At 68.7% G+C, this 16,436-nt stretch carries 13 protein-coding genes; 1 reads left to right on the top strand and 12 read right to left on the bottom strand.

Features of this window, described 5'->3' with window-relative positions; translation table 11 throughout:
• The 7 genes from E3T61_RS10480 to E3T61_RS10450 all read right to left on the bottom strand — a co-directional run.
• The coding region (locus E3T61_RS10480; protein WP_134640798.1) for a DNA polymerase III subunit gamma and tau at positions 1–1,308 on the bottom strand (1,308 nt) is incomplete at its 3' end.
• A 354-nt stretch (positions 1,309–1,662) separates the two neighbouring features.
• Positions 1,663–3,666 (bottom strand): glycoside hydrolase family 35 protein, encoded by a 2,004-nt coding sequence (locus E3T61_RS10475; RefSeq protein WP_134640797.1) that lies wholly within the window; start codon positions 3,664–3,666, stop codon positions 1,663–1,665.
• Entirely contained in the window at positions 3,663–5,780 is a 2,118-nt protein-coding gene (locus E3T61_RS10470; RefSeq protein WP_241992501.1) for a beta-galactosidase, read from the bottom strand. The genes E3T61_RS10475 and E3T61_RS10470 overlap by 4 nt, the downstream gene beginning before the upstream one ends.
• A 128-nt stretch (positions 5,781–5,908) precedes the next feature.
• The gene (gene arfA, locus E3T61_RS10465) at positions 5,909–7,441 is read right to left on the bottom strand and encodes an arabinosylfuranosidase ArfA (RefSeq protein WP_198418672.1); all 1,533 of its coding nucleotides are present in this window, start codon (positions 7,439–7,441) and stop codon (positions 5,909–5,911) included.
• Between the two features lie 96 nt (positions 7,442–7,537).
• Positions 7,538–8,890, bottom strand: a complete 1,353-nt coding sequence (locus E3T61_RS10460; protein ID WP_134640795.1) for an ABC transporter substrate-binding protein — start codon at positions 8,888–8,890, stop codon at positions 7,538–7,540.
• A gap of 104 nt (positions 8,891–8,994) precedes the next feature.
• Entirely contained in the window at positions 8,995–9,804 is an 810-nt protein-coding gene (locus E3T61_RS10455) for a carbohydrate ABC transporter permease (RefSeq protein ID WP_420898480.1), read from the bottom strand.
• A 139-nt stretch (positions 9,805–9,943) separates the two neighbouring features.
• Positions 9,944–10,888: a carbohydrate ABC transporter permease gene (locus E3T61_RS10450; protein WP_134640793.1), complete on the bottom strand. Its 945-nt coding sequence runs from the start codon at positions 10,886–10,888 to the stop codon at positions 9,944–9,946.
• 209 nt (positions 10,889–11,097) lie between these two features.
• On the opposite strand from E3T61_RS10450, the gene E3T61_RS10445 reads away from it, so the two are divergent.
• Positions 11,098–12,087, top strand: coding sequence for a LacI family DNA-binding transcriptional regulator (locus E3T61_RS10445; RefSeq protein WP_134640813.1), 990 nt, complete (start codon positions 11,098–11,100; stop codon positions 12,085–12,087).
• A gap of 18 nt (positions 12,088–12,105) precedes the next feature.
• Here E3T61_RS10445 and E3T61_RS10440 read toward each other — a convergent pair whose 3' ends face one another.
• From E3T61_RS10440 to E3T61_RS10420, 5 genes are all read right to left on the bottom strand, one after another.
• Complete coding sequence (locus tag E3T61_RS10440; protein ID WP_134640792.1) at positions 12,106–12,984, bottom strand: NAD(P)H-hydrate dehydratase; 879 nt, start codon at positions 12,982–12,984, stop codon at positions 12,106–12,108.
• Positions 12,968–13,762 (bottom strand): histidine phosphatase family protein, encoded by a 795-nt coding sequence (locus tag E3T61_RS10435; RefSeq protein WP_134640791.1) that lies wholly within the window; start codon positions 13,760–13,762, stop codon positions 12,968–12,970. The genes E3T61_RS10440 and E3T61_RS10435 overlap by 17 nt, the downstream gene beginning before the upstream one ends.
• Positions 13,752–14,633 carry an SDR family oxidoreductase gene (locus tag E3T61_RS10430; RefSeq protein ID WP_134640790.1) on the bottom strand — a complete coding sequence of 294 codons (882 nt, stop codon included), beginning with the start codon at positions 14,631–14,633 and terminating at the stop codon, positions 13,752–13,754. Before E3T61_RS10430 ends, E3T61_RS10435 begins: the two co-directional genes overlap by 11 nt.
• A gap of 39 nt (positions 14,634–14,672) precedes the next feature.
• The gene (locus E3T61_RS10425; RefSeq protein ID WP_134640789.1) at positions 14,673–15,572 is read right to left on the bottom strand and encodes a DUF2382 domain-containing protein; all 900 of its coding nucleotides are present in this window, start codon (positions 15,570–15,572) and stop codon (positions 14,673–14,675) included.
• A gap of 116 nt (positions 15,573–15,688) precedes the next feature.
• Positions 15,689–16,345, bottom strand: coding sequence for a hypothetical protein (locus tag E3T61_RS10420; protein ID WP_134640788.1), 657 nt, complete (start codon positions 16,343–16,345; stop codon positions 15,689–15,691).
• Positions 16,346–16,436 lie beyond the last annotated feature (91 nt).

The raw sequence follows: 16,436 nt of genomic DNA, 5'->3' as shown, positions 1-16,436 counted from the left end.
GGGCGGACGCGATCCCGAGCCGGCGGGAACGGGGGCGGCTGAACCGGCGCCAACAGGGGCTGCCGCTGCGGGCGGGGCGGCCGCCTGGCTGCGCGACGCGACGGGGTCGGCGACGGCCGCCGCGGCATCCGTGCTGCCACCGTCGACGCCGATGCGACGCTCGAGGCGTTCGACGCGGGCGAGGGCGCCGCGGGTGGAGTCGTCGGCGGCGGGGATGAGCGCGCGGGCGATCATCAGCTCGAGGTGCAGACGCGGGGAGGTGGCGCCGGTCATCTCGGTGAGGGCGGCGTTGAGGATGTCGGCGGTGCGGCTCAGCTCGGCGGGGCCGAACTTCGAGGCCTGCACCTGCATGCGGTCGAGCTCGTCCTGCGGGACGCCGCGGAGCACCGCTGCGGCGCCCGCGGCGCTGGTCGCGGCCACGATGATGAGGTCGCGCATGCGCTCGAGCAGGTCTTCGACGAAGCGGCGCGGGTCCTGGCCGGTCTGGATGACCCGGTCGACGGCGTCGAACGCGGCGGAGGAGTTGCGGGCGGCGATGGCATCGACGGCGTCGTCGAGCAGGGTCGCGTGCGTGTAGCCGAGCAGGGCCACGGCGCGCTCGTACTCGATGGCGTCGGTCTCGGAGCCGGCCATCAGCTGGTCGAGCAGCGAGAGGGTGTCGCGGGGCGAACCGCCGCCGGCGCGCACCACGAGCGGCAGCACGCCGGGGGCCACGGTCATGTGTTCGCTGTCGCAGAGGGTCTGCACATAGTCGAGCATGGGCGCGGGCGGCACCAGGCGGAACGGGTAGTGGTGGGTGCGCGAGCGGATGGTGCCGATGACCTTTTCGGGCTCGGTCGTGGCGAAGATGAACTTCACGTGTTCCGGCGGTTCTTCCACGATCTTGAGCAGCGCGTTGAAGCCCTGCGGGGTGACCATGTGCGCCTCGTCGAGGATGAAGATCTTGTAGCGGTCACGGGCCGGCGCGAAGATGGCGCGCTCGCGGATGTCGCGGGCGTCGTCGACGCCGTTGTGGCTGGCCGCGTCGATCTCGACCACGTCGAGTGAGCCGCTGCCGTCGCGGGAGAGCTCGACGCAACTGGGGCAGACACCGCACGGGGTGTCGGTTGGGCCCTCGGCGCAGTTGAGGCAACGGGCGAGGATGCGAGCCGACGTGGTCTTGCCACAGCCGCGGGGTCCGCTGAAGAGATAGGCATGATTGACCCTGTTGGTGCGCAGGGCGGTCATGAGCGGATCGGTCACCTGGGACTGACCGATCATTTCGGCAAAAGTCTCTGGCCGGTAACGGCGATACAGGGCGGTAACCACGAGGTCAATCGTACTTGCTGCCACTGACAGCCCGGTCGGATGATGCACAAGGGGCGGATGCCCGCGGGGGCGCGGCCGGCGGGCGCGCAGGCATCCGCCGGGCGGCTGGTCTGCGGGGCGAGGGCAGCCCGCCGTAAAGGCGGACTTTTTCGCGACACACCGTGATTACGGGCCGCGAACGCGGCGAGTCACGAAAATCTCCGCCTTTGCTACCAGGGCCGCGCGCGCATCCGCCGCCGCATCCGACCCTCGAATAAGGCACAGAAACGTCATAGGGGGCAGCGGATGCGGTGTGTCGCGAAAAACTCCGCCTTTAGCTCGGGGCGCGCCCGCGCGGGACCTCGGCGCGAGGGTCTAGAAGTCGGTGTGGCCGAGGTCGGGGCGGGCCACGAAGCTGGCGCGGGTGCTCTCGGTGCCGTGCAGGCAGAGGATGACGAGTTCGTTCTCGGCGCCGAGGACCGGGCCGGGCACGTAGAGGGTGGTTTGCGGGCCACGGTCCCAGAACCGGCCGAGGTTGAACCCGTTGATCCAGGCCTGGCCCTTGCCCCAGCCGGCGGTGCTGAGGAACAGGTCCACCCCGGGCTCGGCGACGAACCGGCCACGCGCAAACGCTGGGCCGCTGAGCGACTCCGAGACGACGGTGGCGGGGGCCGCCGTGAGCGTGGGAGTCGGGGTGGGGGTGAGGTTCACGGACAGATCGAGATCCACGTCGAGGTCCAGATCCACAGGGCCGGTGTGCATCACGACGTCGCGGCGAGGCGGCCGTGGGGCGAAGAGGGCGCTGCCGGAGCGGACGAAGGCGTCGACGTCGAGCGGCAGCACCTGCCAGCCCCTCAACTCGGTGCCGTCGAGGGTGGCCGGGCCGATCAGGCCTTTGTCTTCGCCGATGCGCGGGCCGTAGTTGACCCGGCCCTGGTCCTCCACGAAGAGGTCGAGCCGCTCCCCCGCTGGCAGGCTGATCGAGCGGTCGTGGTGGTCGCGGTGCAGAACGCCCACGGGGTTGCCGTCGACGAACACCTGGGCGCGGTCGCGCACCTCGGCGAACGACAGCACCCGGGAGCCCGGAGCGAACCGGCTGCGGTACAGGGCGAACCCGGTGTATTGGCCGAGGGCATCCATGCTGGGCAGATGCGTCACGGCGGCGGCGGACACGTCGGCCAGTTCGGGCAGGGCGTCCCAGAGCGAGATCGAGTCGTTGAGGTCGACGGCGAAGGCGGGGGCGGGCGCGGCCGGTGCGGGCAGCGGGGGCAGCGCGTCCGACGGCGCGGCGGACCCGGCGGGCACCGGCACCGGCCCGTACTTCGCCAGCACCTCGCGGAAGGCGAGGTATTTGGCCGTGACCTCGCCGCTCTCGGAGAGCGGCGCGTCATAGTCGTAGGAGGTGACGGTGGGCTGGAACACGCCCTTGTCGTTGGCGCCGTTGGTGAAGCCGAAGTTGGTGCCGCCGGTGAACATGTACAGCGACACGCTCGCGCCGGTGGCGAGCAGGTCGTCCAGCTCACGGGCGGAATCCTCTGCCGAGGTGGTGTGGTGGTGCGCACCCCAGTGGTCGAACCAGCCGTTCCAGAACTCGGCGCACATCAGCGGCCCGGTGTTCTGGTGCCGGCGCAGCACCGCGAGGCGCTCGGTGGCGCGGGAGCCGAACGAGCCGGTCTTGTGCAGCTCGGGCAGGCTGCCGTCGTCGAGCATCTGGTCGGTGGGCTGGTCGATGGTGGTGAGCGGCACCGTGATGCCGCCGGCCCGGTTGAGCTCGACGAGCGCGCGCAGGTAGCTCTTGTCGTTGCCGTAGGCGCCGTACTCGTTTTCGATCTGCACCAGGATGACGGGCCCGCCGCGGTCGATCTGCCGGGACGCCACGATCGGCAGCAACTGCTCGAAGTACTCGGTGACGGCCGCCATGTAGAGCGGCTCGTTGCGGCGAACGCCCACGGCGGGGTCGCTGAACAGCCAGCCGGGGAGTCCCCCGTTGTCCCACTCCGCGCAGATGTACGGACCGGGCCGCACGATGGCGTACATGCCCTCGGCGGCGATCAGGTCGAGGAACCCGGCCAGGTCGAGCTGCCCGGCCGTGTCGAATGAGCCGCGCTGGGGCGAATGCGCGTTCCAGGCCACGTAGGTCTCGATGGTGTTCAGGCCCATCAGCCTGGCCTTGTGGATGCGATCGGCCCAGTGATCGGGGTGCACCCTGAAATAGTGGATGGCTCCGGCGAGCACCCGGAAGGGCCGGCCGTTCAGGAGGAAGTCGGTGTCGCCGATCGCGAAGGCGCCCGTGCTGCCGGTGCTGGCCACGCGCACGGGGCTGACGGTGTTGACGGCGCTGAGGTCGCTCAGGTCGCTGAGGTCGCTCAGGTCGCTCATGATCGCGCCGCCGTTCGGCTGCGGCCGAGCACGGCGACTCCGGTGGCAGGCAGGGTGAGCGAGCCGGCGGTGAGGGTGCTGCCACCGAGGTCGACGGCCACGAGGGCGCCGTCGGCCGTGGTGAGGTCCACGGTCACGACCTGGGCGGAGTGGTTGATATAGAAGAGGTACTCCTGTGAGTCGGTGTGGCGCACCGCGAGTTGCACGGTGCCGTGCACGGCATCCGGCAGCGGGGAGACGATGTCTGCGGCGGCGGCGAACCGGCCGACCAGGGCCACGAGGGCGTCGGGGTCGAGCATGGTGGCGACAAAGCTGGCGCGGCCGCCGGAGCCGGTGTTGACGACTCGGCTGGTGACGGCGGGCACGCCGGGGAACGGGCCGTCGGCGAACCGGGCGAGCACCTCGACGTCGGCGGACACGGTGATGTCGTGGGTGAGCAGCGACCCGGTGGAGCCGGCCGGCAGGTCGCCGGAGAGCTGCACCGTCTGCCCGGCCAGCAGTCCCCCGAACTCCTCGGCGCGCACACCGAGCAGCTCCCGGAACGCGCCGGGGTAACCGCCGGGGTGGATGTGGTCGTCGGCGTCGGCGATGCCGGAAAACACGCCGACCACCAGGTGTCCGCCCGACATCGCGTAGTCGGCCAGGGCATCCGCCAACGGCTGCGGCACGACGTAGAGCATCGGCGCGATGACGACGTCGTACCCGGCGAGGCCGTGGCCGGTCAGCACCGACCGGGCCGGCACGATGTCGGCCTGCAGGCCGTTGGCCAGCGCGGCGGTGTACCAGGCCATGGCCTCGGCCTTGTAGCGGAGCAGCTCGGTGGGGTGCGAGTCGAGTTCGGACGCCCACCAGGAGTCCCAGTCGAAGAGGATGCCGATGCGCGCCTGCTTCGTGCGGCTGCCCGCCACCTCGGCCAACCGCGCGAGCTCGCCGCCGAAGCGGGCGACACTGCGGAACACCGAGCTGTTTTCGCCGGCGTGCGGCAGCATCGCGGAGTGGAACTTCTCGGCGCCGGCCAGCGACTGGCGCCACTGGAAGAAGCAGATCGCGTCGGCGCCGTGCGCCAGGTGGGTGAGGCTGTCGCGGCGGAGCTGGCCGGGGGTCTTGGCCTGGTTCACCGGCTGCCAGTTGACGGCGCTGGTGGAGTGCTCCATGAGGAACCACGGCGCCCGGCCGGCGATCTGGCCGGTGAGGTTGGCCGAGAAGGACAGTTCTTCGAACGCGGCCGGGTCGGCCACGAGCAGGTAGTGGTCGTTGGAGACCAGGTCCACCTCGGCGGCCCAGTCGGCGTAGTCCATGCCGCGGGTCTCGCCCATCACCATGAAGTTCGTGGTGATCGGCACCTCCGGGGTCGTCCGGCGCAGGATCTCGCGCTCGGCGACGAGGTAGTCCTTGAGCGCGTCGCTGGAGAACCGGGCGAAGTCGAGCTGCTGGGTGGGGTTCGGATGCGTCGCGGCCAGGCGCGGCGGCAGGATCTGGCTCCACGAGGAGTAGTTCTGTGACCAGAACGCCGTGCCCCATGCCCGGTTGAGCTCGGCGAGGGTGCCGTAGCGGTGCTCGAGCCAGGTGCGGAACGCGGCGGCCGCGTCATCCGAGAAGTCGTAGACGTTGTGGCAACCGAGCTCGTTGCTGATGTGCCACATCGACAGGGCCGGGTGGTCGGCGTAGCGTTCGGCCATCTTCTCGACGAGGGCCAGCGCGTAGCGGCGGAACACCGGCGAGGTGGGGCGCCACTGCTGACGGCCGCCGGGCCAGATGGTCTCGCCGACCCGGTTCACCGGCAGCACCTCCGGGTGCAGCTCGGTGAGCCACGGCGGCGGGCTGGCGGTGGCGGTGGCCAGGTCCACGGCGATGCCGTTGGCGTGCAGCAGGTCGATGGCGCGGTCGAGCCAGCCGAAATCCCAGCTGTCGGGGGTGGGCTGCAGCAGCGCCCAGGAGAAGATGCCGACGCTGACGATGTTGACGCCGGCCTCGCGCATCAGGCGCATGTCCTCGGCCCAGACTTCTTCGGGCCACTGTTCGGGGTTGTAGTCGGCGCCGTAGCCGATGCGGGCGGCGTGGGCGGGCAGGCTCTGGCTGCCGTCGGCGAGGGTGTGCGCCTCGGGCCAACGCACCCAGCGGGGCGCGGTTGTCGAGGTCGGGTCACCGGGTCTCAAAAAGCTCGACCGACGTGTGGATGCGGTGGTCGACGCCGGGTCACCGGGTCTCGACGAGCTCGACCAACGATCGGTCACCGGCGCGCTCATGCTGCGGCCTTCGCGGCGAGGCGCACGATCGACCAGGACAGAGCCGGCAGCACCACGGTCGCGGCGGCGCCGTCGTCCGTGAGCGTCACATCCGTCAGCGGGCGCGGATGCACCGTGTCCTGATGGTCAACCGCGTTCGTGGCGAACCGGTCACCACCCTCCGGCGCGAACAGGCTCTCGGCCGAGAGCACCGAGGCGGCGGGGGCTCCGGCCAGGTCCACCTCGAGGGTGAGCGGCTCAGAGGAGGAGCGGTTGACCAGGAACAAGACGATCTCCTCGTCGGTAGCAGTCACGGCGGCATCCACCAGGTCGACGGTGCCGTGCTGAACGGTTTCGTAGCTGTCGGAATGGATGGTCGCGGCCAGCACCTCTCCGCGGGCGGCGCCGGCGGTGAGGGCGAAGGGGAAGAAGGTGGTTTGGCGCCAGGCGGGGCCGTTCGGTTCGGAACGGATGGGCGCGATCACGTTGACCAGCTGGGCCAGGTTGGCCATGGTGACGCGGTCGCTGTTGCGCAGCAGCGAGATCAGCAGGGAGCCGACGACGACGGCGTCGCTGACGTTGTACTCGTCTTCGATCAGCCGCGGATGCGTGTTCCACTCGCCGCTGAACAGGGGGTCCTTGTCGATCTCATTGAACCGGGTCTGGTACCAGACGTTCCATTCGTCCACGCTGATGCCGATGAACCTGTCGACGCCGGCCGCCACGGTGACCTCGTCGATGATCTGGGCGACGTCGCCGATGAAGCGGTCCAGGCCCACACCGGAGGCGAGAAAGCTGCCCAGGTCGCCGGGCTTCTCCTCGTAGTAGGCGTGCAGCGAGATGTGATCGACGAGCTCGAGGGTGTGCTCGAGCACGGTGCGTTCCCAGCTGCCGAAGGTGGGCATCTCGGCGTTGGAGCTGCCGGCGACGACGAGTTCGATGGTGGGGTCGACCCACTTCATCACCCGGGCGGTCTCGGCGGCGAGACGGCCGTATTCCTCGGCGGTCTTGTGACCGATCTGCCAGGGGCCGTCCATCTCGTTACCGAGGCACCAGACACGGATGCCGAACGGTTCGGTACGACCGTTGGCCTGGCGCTGGTCGCTGAACGCAGTACCGGCCGGGTGGTTGGAGTATTCGAGCAGGGCCGCGGCATCCGCGATGCCCCTGGTGCCCAGGTTGACGGCCTGCATGATCTCAACGCCGGCCTTCTCGGCCCAGTCGGCGAACTCGTGCAGGCCCACTTCGTTGGTCTCCACCGAGTGCCAGGCCAGGTCCAGCCGGGTGGGACGCTTGGGACCGACGCTGTCTTCCCAGCGGAAACCGGAGACGAAGTTGCCGCCCGGGTAGCGGATCAGGCTGGGGTTCAGCTCACGCACGAGGTCCAGCACGTCTTGGCGGAAGCCATCCGGTGTGGCGGTGGGGTGCCCGGGCTCGTAGATGCCGGTGTACACCGAGCGGCCCATGTGCTCGACGAACGAGCCGAAGAGCCGGGGGGAGACGGGGGCAACGACGTCGTCGCGCGTGATGCTGAGCCGGGCGTGGAACACGGGGAGATCCTTTGGGGGTCGTAGTACACAAGCAGGGTAGGCCTGGTCAACAGACCCACCCTGCTTACGTTGTCGTGCGAGTGGTGGAGCGTGCCGCTACTCGGTGACGGTGAAGCCCTGCTCGTTGCCGTAGGCAGCGATGGCCTTCTGCCAATCGGTCAGGCCCCCGTTGAGGTCGGACTTGTTGGCGTAGGACTGGCCGACGGTGTCGGAGAAGATGCTGTTCGAGTAGACCTGGAACGGCAGGTAGCTCCAGCCCTCGACGACGTCGCTGGCGGACTGCACCAGGACCTCGTTGATCTTCTGGCCGCCGAAGTACTCGCTCTCGTAGCCGAGGAACTCGTCGGACTCCAGGTCGGCGACGGTGGACGGGAATCCGCCAGCGTCGATGGAGATCTGGGTGCCTTCGCCGGAGTTCATGAACTCGACAAAACCGGCCGCGGCCAGCTTGTTCTTGCTCTGGGCGAGCACGGCGTCGCCGCCGCCACCGTTCTCGGCGCTGGCGGTGTCGCCGGCTTCGTAGACGGGCAGGGGGGCCACGCGCCAGTTGCCGGCGGCTTCCGGCACGCCGGATTCCAGGTTGCCGGGCATCCAGGCGCCGATGTTCAGCGTGGCGATGGTGCCGTCGCCCAGGCCCCGGTACCACTCGTCGCTCCAGCTGGCGGTCGGGGCGATGAGGTCGTTCTCGATGAGCTGGTTCCAGGTGTCGGCGAACTTCTTCGACCCCTCGTCCTGCAGGTTGAGCGCCACGTCGGTGGAGTCGGTGGTGGTGAACGGCTGGCCGCCGGCCTGCCAGATCATGCTGGTGGCGAAGCCCGCGTCGCCGGTGTCGTTGGTGATGTAGGCGTTGGGGTTGGCTGCATGCAGCTGCTCGGCCGTGGCGATGTACTCGTCCCAGGTGGTGGGAACGGTGAGGCCGTACTGGTCGAAGACGGCCTTGTTGTAGAACATGGCCATGGGGCCGGAGTCCTGCGGGAGGGCGTAGACGCCGCCGTCGAGGTTCACCGAACCCCAGGTGCTGGCGGTGTACTGGTCTTCGAGGGAGTCCATACCGAAGTCGCTCAGGTCGACGAGGGCATCCGACAGTGCGAACTGGGGCAGCGCGTAGTACTCGATCTGGGCAACGTCGGGGGCGCCCGATTTGGCCTTGATCGCGTTCTGCAGCTTGATGTACTGGTCGTTGCCGGTGCCGGCGTTGACCACGTCGACCGTGATCTTGGGGTACTTCTTTTCGAACGCGGTGGCGATGTCTTCCACGGCCGGGGCCCACGCCCAGACGGTGAGGGTGGTCTCCTCCTGCAGTGCTGCGGCGATGTCGTCGGCGGTGCCGGTCTCGGCGCCGCCGCCGTCTGCGGCGGAGCAGGCGGCGAGGGAGACGCTCAGGGCGAGTCCGGTGGCGACGGCGAGGGCGGTGCGACGCAGGCGCGTGTTGCTGTGTGGTGCTTTCATTGGGGTGCCTTTCACTTCCTTGTAAACGGATGTTCGGTGCTGCGGGTGACGGATGGTGCGGGTAAGGGTGCTGCGGGTAAGGCTCGGTGGATGGGTTTCGGGGGCTACGCCTTGACGCTTCCGGCGGCGAGGCCGGACTGCCAGTAGCGCTGCAGGAACAGGAACGCCACGACGATCGGCACGATCGTGAGCAGCGACCCGGTGATGACGAGGTTGTAGATGACGTCGCCGCCCACGGTCTGGGCCTGCATGTTCCACTGCTTCAGGCCCACGGTCAGCGGGTACCAGGTGGGTTCGCTGAGCATGATCAGGGGCAGGAAGTAGTTGTTCCAGGTGGCCACGAGGGTGAACAGCAGCACGGTGACGAGGCCGGGGGCCAGGAGCTTGAGCGAGATGGTGAAGAAGGTGCGGAACTCGCCCGAGCCATCCATCCGCGCGGCTTCGAGCACCTCGGTTGGCACCGCGTCCATGGCGTAGGTCCAGATCAGGTACAGGCCGAACGGGCTGATCAGCGACGGCAGGATGACCGCCCACGGCGTGTTGGTGAGGCCCATCTGGCTGAACATCAGGAAGGTCGGCACCGCCAGGGCCGTGCCAGGGATGGCGACGGCGCCGAGCACGACCGCGAAGACGGCCTTCTTGCCGGGGAAGTTGAACTTGGCCAGGCCGTAGCCGCCCAGAGCTGCGAGGAAGGTGGCGCCACCGGCGCCGACCACCACGTAGAGAACGGTGTTGCCGAACCAGCGCACGAAGACGCCGTCGTTGTAGGTGAGGGTGGCGACGATGTTGTCCCAGAGGGCGAAGTCACCCGAGAACCAGAGGCCGAACGAGTTGAGCAGCTCGGCCTGGGTCTTGGTGGAGTTCACGAACAGCCAGAACAGCGGCAGCAGGCTGTAGATCAGCAGGGCGCCCATCACGATGGTAAGGATGATGGACTTCTTGGTGTGCAGGCCCTGGTTGGACTTGCCGGCCTTCTTCTCGCTGGTGTAGCGGGACATCCGCGGGGCCTTGGCCTTTTCGGCGGTTGTCTGGGTCTGGTCAGTCGTCGACATGTCAGGCCTCCTTCCTGGAACCGGAGTTCTGCACGATGTAGGCGATGACGGCGGTGATGAGACCGACGATGATCGCGATGGTGGCCGAGTAGTTGTACTGCTGACCCGAGAACGACAGGTTGTAGGCGTACATGTTCGGCGAGAAGTAGGTAGAGATGGTGTTGGGCGCGAGCGACTGCAGGATGCTCGGCTCGTTGAAGAGCTGGAAGCTGCCGATCACGCTGAATATGCCGCCGATGACGATGGCGGGCCGCAGCGCCGGCATCTTGATGCTGCGGATGATGCGGAACGCGCCGGCGCCGTCGAGCGATGCGGCCTCGTAGAGGTCGGTGGGGATCACGCGGAGGGCGGCGTAGAACAGGATCATGTTGTAGCCGATGAACTCCCAGGTGACGATGTTGCCGATCGCGGCGAGCACCCAGGTGTTGCCCAGCGGGTTGGGGATCGCGATGGAGAAGAACTCGTTGAGGTTGCCGACTAGGCCGAACTTGGTGCCGTACATGAAGCCCCACATGAGGGTGGCGACCACGGCGGGCACCGCGTAGGGCAGGAAGATCGCGATGCGGAAGAAGCTGGACAGGTGCAGGCGCGCGCTGTCGATGGCGAGGGCGGCGAAGAGCGCGATGCCGAGCATGATCGGCACCTGCACGACGAAGAACAGGGTGACCCGGCCCATCGACTCCCAGAACTTCGGGTCGGTGAGCGCCTGGCCGTAGTTCTCGAAGCCGACGAAGGAGTTGCCGCCGACCAGCTGGTCCTTGAAGAAGCTGAGGTAGATCGAGTACAGCACCGGGGCGATCAGCACGAGGGCGAAGACGATCATGAACGGGCCGACGAACTTCCAGCCGGTCCAGTCGCGCTTTTGCACGTGCGGCTTGCGGGGCCTCGGCTGCGCTTGGGAACTGCGTGTCTGGCCACTAGGGGGGAGTGTTGACAGCGTCGTCATGCCTGTTTCTCTGGCTCTGTAGTGTGAAGCGATGGATGGTTAATCTTCAGCGTCATGTTTACGTAAACATGACGTGTAAGCACGCTAGCATGTTTACGTAAACATCCTGAAATCTTTTTTCTGGGACCCGGGAGGGCCACGTGGCACCGAACAGCCCGACCGATGGCGCACCGGCCGCTCCCCCGGCCCGCGCGCAACGCCAGCCGTCGATGGCGGATGTCGCCGCGCTCGCCGGGGTCTCGTCGCAGACCGTCTCCCGGGTGGTGAACGGTCGCAGCAACGTGGACACCCTCACCCGCGACCGGGTGCTCGCCGCTATGGACGAGATCGGCTACCGGCCCAACAGTGCCGCCCGGGCGTTGAAGTCCGGCCGGTTCAGCACCATCGGCGTGATCATGTTCGGCCTGTCCAGCTTCGGCAACATGCGCACCCTCGACGCCGTGGCCACCGCCTCCGCCCAGGCCGGCTACTCGATCACCCTGATCCCGGTGGCGCTGCCCACCCAGGGAGCTGTCGCCGGCGCCGTGAACCGGCTCGCCGAGCAGGCCGTTGACGGCATCGTGATCATCATGGAAGCGCACATCCTGGACCGGATCGACGTGACCGTGCCGACCGGGCTGCCCGTGGTGATCGTCGACTCCGACGCCGGCGCCCGGTACACGGTGGTCGACACCGACCAGACCGAGGGCGCCCGGCTGGCCACCCAGCATCTGCTCGACCTCGGGCACAAGACGGTGTGGCACATCGCCGGACCGGAGTCGTCGTTCTCGGCCGGGCGCCGCACGGCATCCTGGCGCGCCACCCTCAAGGCGGCCGGCGCCCCGGTGCCGCCCGTGCTCGAGGGCGACTGGAGCGCGCAGAGCGGCTACGTGCACGGGGTGGCGCTGGCCGCCGACCCAGCGGTGACCGCGATCTTCGCCTCGAACGACCAGATGGCCCTCGGCGTGATGCGCGCCATGCACGAGGCCGGCCGCTCGGTGCCGGCCTCCTGCAGCGTGGTGGGCTTCGACGATATGCGCGAGGCGGATGCCTTCTGGCCGCCGCTGACCACCGTGCACCAGGACTTCGGCCAGGTGGGCCGGCTCTGCATTGAGAAGCTGCTGCGCCAGATCGACTCGCCCGGCGCATCCGTGCCCGGCACCACCATCGTGCCCACGCACCTCGTGCTGCGCGCCAGCACCGCGCCGCCGCCCCGGTAGCCGGGTCGACGGCACCGCTCAGGCCCGCTGCCCCAACTCGGCCAGGAGCACGGGAAGCTCCGGCAGGAGTTCTCGCGCCAGGTACCCCGTCGGCCCCACTCGCGCGTTGAGCCGCTCTCCCGCGGCGGCGTGCAGGTAGGTGCCCCAGCACGCGGCTTGCTCGGGAGGGGCACCGCGGGCGAGGAGCCCGCCGATGGCCCCGGCCAGCACGTCACCGCTTCCCGAGGTTCCCAGACCACCCTGGCCGGTGCCCACCAGCCACCGCTGGCCGTCAGGTGCGGCGATCACCCCCTGGCAGCTCACCGTTGCCCCGAACCGGGCGGCGATGCTCAGCAGGTCCCGCTCGAGGTCCTCGATCTCGCGACCGAGCAGTATCGCCGCCTCCGCCGGATTGGGCGTGAGGACGAGTTTGTCGGCAGGGCTGAAGTCATCGCCCAGCCCCGGCAGGGCGCCGAGCGCGAAGGCGCCGAGCAGAAGCGACGTCGACGAGCCCAGTAGAGCGGGCAGCGCGGCCACCATGACCCCTGCCTGGTCGGCGTCGTCGAGGCCACTGCCGAGCACGACGGCATCGGCGTCGGCGAGTTCGCCGGCCAGCCTGTCGAGTTCGTCACCCCGCACGGCGCCTGCGGGCGTCTCGGCCAGCCCGACCACGCCGGCTTCCGGCACGGCAACGGCCAGCGGAACGGCCACCGACTCCCCCACGCCCATGGTGAGCCGCCCGGCCCCGACGCGCAGGGCCGCGGTTCCGGCCAGGAGGGCGCCGCCCGGTGCCAGGCGAGCGCCGCCGATCACGATGACCTGACCCCTGGCGTACTTGGAGTCTGCTCCGGAGGGAAGCGGCCACGCTCGCAGCTCTCCCGGAGTCAGGGTGATGGGGTCTCTACTCGGCTGCGGCATGGGGATCCTTCGCTGACGTGTGGGCGGTGACGCCGACTCCAGCCGAGACCAGATGGGACACGTCGTTATAGGTGTGCACCCGCCAGGGCGAGTGCCTGTCGTCCCGCACCAGGCGGGTGATCGAGGCGTTCAGCAGGGGCTCCGTGCCCGCCAGGCGCAGGGTCTCTGGCTCGGTGAGCCCCTCCGCGATCATTCGGAACAGCATGATCACCGCGTCGTGCGACACCACCAGAGCCGAGGGACCGACGCTGTCGGCGTCGAGTTCGGCCAAGAACGAGCGCAGGCGCAGGGCCACATCCGCCCAGGATTCGCCCCCAGGGGGGCGGTAGTAGAACTTGCCCAGGCGGTCGCGGCGGGCCGCCTCGCTCGGCAACCGGGCCCGGACTCCGCGGGTGGTCAGCAGGTCGAGGATGCCGAGTTCCCGGTCGCGCAGCCTCTCGTCGTGAACCTGGCGGGGACCGTTCGGCCGGCTCCCGAGCGCGATGCGGGCGGTCTCCGCCGCCCGCAGATAGGGCGACGCCCACACCGAGTCCGGGTAGGCCTGGTCCGGTTGGGCGTCGAGCCACCGACGGACGGCGTGTGCCTGCTCGGTCCCGGTCTCGGTGAGCGGAACATCCGCGTCGCGCAGAGGCATCACCACCACTTCGGCGGCGGCGGCCTCAGCCGCAGTGGCCGCAACGTTCGCCGCACTCTCCCCGTGGCGCACGAGAAGGATCGATATGACCCCTCCACCATGCCCCTGGCGCTGCTGCTGCCCGAGACCGGCCTCAGAAGCCACGGCCACCGGTGACGGGCACGACAGCGCCCGAGATGTACGACGCCTCCGGGGAGGCGAGGAACACGTACGCGGGCGCCAGCTCGGCCGGCTGACCCGCCCTGCCCAACGGTGTGTCCTGCCCGAAGGACGGCAGCTTGTCTGGCCACGAGGTCGCCGGGATCAGCGGAGTCCAGATGGGACCGGGCGCAACCGCGTTGACCCGCACGCCGGTGGAACCGAGCTGCTGGGCGAGCGCCTGCGTGAACGCCACCAGGGCGGCCTTGGTCATCGCGTAGTCGATGAGCTGCGGGGAGGGGCTTGAGGCCTGGATGGATGTGGTGGAGATGATCGACGATCCCGGTTGCAGGTGCGGGATGGCGGCCCTGGCAATCCAGAGCGTGGCATAGAGGTTGGTCTTGAAGACCCTGTCGAACTCCTTGGTGGAGACGTTCTCCAGGCCGTCGCGGTTCTCCTGGTAGGCCGCATTCAGTACCAGGATGTCCAGCCCGCCGAGTTCGCCGACGGTCTGGTTCACCAGCGAGATACAGTGTCCCTCCTCGGTGATGTCGCCCGGCAGCAGCAGAGCGGTGCGACCGGCGGCGCGCACCAGCGCCGCGGTCTCCTCGGCGTCCTCCTGCTCCTCGGACAGATACGAGAGTGCGACGTCTGCGCCCTCCCTGGCGTAGGCGATGGCGACTGCGCGGCCGATGCCGGAGTCGCCACCGGTGACGAGGGCGCGCTTGCCGGTGAGCTTGCCGCTGCCCTGGTAGGTGTCTTCGCCGTGGTCCGGGCGGGGCTCGGTGGCACCGGTGAGACCGGGCTGGTCCTGCTCCTGCTTGGGAAAGCCATCGGAGTGATACTTGGTCGTGGGGTCTTCGCTCTGGTTGCTCATGCGGGTTCTCCTTGAGGTTGTGGACCGTCGGATGCGGCTCTAAACGGAGTCGTCGCGCTCACGCGGGCGCTTTTCGTCGATTCCCGACTCGTCGAAGTCGATTTCTTCTTTGCGCACGTCTTCGGAGACCCGCTGGTCCTCGGTCACCGTCTCGGTTCCGAGGCGAACCCGCTCCACCGGAACTGTCTCCTTGTCCACCACGACGCGCTCCTCGGTGAGCTGGACTTCGTGCTCGTCCTCGGTGAGATCGGGGCCGGAGGTGGCGCTGCGGCGATTGGCGTCCGTGATGGGTTCGCGCTCGAGGGTGACCTCTTCGCGACTCACCGGCACCGTGACGGTCTGGTTCTCCGTCACCACGTGCTTGCGCAGCCGGGCGCGGCCGGCGGACACCCGCTCCGTGCCGACGTGCAGCTGCTCCTCGGAGCGGGTCATCGCGTCGTCCGTGCCGGCTCCGGCGGTGTCGTAGCCAGCGGTGCCGGTGCGGGCAGCGTCGGTTCCGGCAGTGTCGGTGCGGGCAGTGTCGGTGCTGGCAGTGTCGTACTCGTCCGAGCGACGGTCGCCGGCGCCGGTATCCATGCGGGTGTCAGCGGACGTGCCTGCGGAGCCGGCGCCTGGGCCGGCGTTCGACCCGGCGAGCCCGTAATACCTGTAGAGCGCGTCTTCATCGGCGCTCTCCAGCGAGCCGTCGGTGTCGATGCGGGGGGCATCCTTCACAAAATCCTTCTCGAAGCCGATGCGGAGTTCCTCGCCGGTCCAATCGGCGCTGTCGAGCGGAGCGAAGGATTCGCTGGTGCCGAACAGTCCGGTCTTGACCGTGACCCAGCTGGGCTGGTTGGTGGTCGAGTCCAGGTACACCTGGCCGACGGTGCCGACCTTGCGGCCTTCGGTGTCGACGACGTTGGCACCGATGAGGGAATCGATGTTGTTGGTGTTGATCATTGTCAGTTCTCTCTTCCTACTTCGCACGCCGAACGAGGTGCCCGGCGATGGTGGGGCGGTGGATCGAATTGAGGACCACGCTGGTGAGGGTCTGGTGAGGGTGCTGTGCGGGATCGCTAACGGCCGAGCCCGGCCTTGTCGACCTTGCGGTGGTAGCGCATGCCGGCGAGACCGCCGAGGATCGCGCCGCCGAGGCTGACGAGGGCGATCGCGATGGCGGTGATGATGCTTCCCAGGGCGAGATCGCCCTCGTTGATGGGAATGCGGGGGAAGCTGTTCAGGTCGGCCAGCGCGTTGAACTGGCTGCCCGCTATCGCGCCAACGATAGCCAGCACCACGGCGACGATCAATGCCCAGAGCCACACGGCGATCCCCTGCTTGGCACCGCTGAACCGGGCCATCCGGCCGGCGACGTAGCCGCCGCAGAAGTACGCCACGAAAACCACCACGCCCAGGGCGATCGCGCCGATCAGACCGACCGTCGCCGCGTTCTCGGCCGCGGCTTGGGTGGTCTGTTCAGGGTCGGCCTGATTTCCGAGTCCCACGGCAGCCCCGGCGCCGGCGACCAGCGCGGTGAGCAGCACCGCTGCCCCTGTGGCAGTGAGCCAGCCGAAGAAGGCTGTGAAGAACTGCATTCCGCCGAACTGGCTCTTCTCCCTGGCGACGACATCCTCGCGAACGGTGTGACCGCTGGTGGCCGCGTGGGCGACAGGTTCGGTGCCGTCCGCGACAGGGCGGGGGCTCTGAACTGGTTCGTTCTGCGCTGACGTCATGAGGTTCTCCTTCAAACGATGGTGCCGGGTTGGAACGATGGCGTGCAGCCGATCTGCGCGTCGGATACGACGTCCGGCCTACCTCGTAGAC

This window comes from Cryobacterium lactosi, from assembly GCF_004403945.1.
Taxonomy (GTDB): Bacteria; Actinomycetota; Actinomycetes; order Actinomycetales; family Microbacteriaceae; genus Cryobacterium; species Cryobacterium lactosi.
Note: the sequence above shows the minus strand (reverse complement) of the source record. Positions and strands in the feature narration are given on the sequence as shown.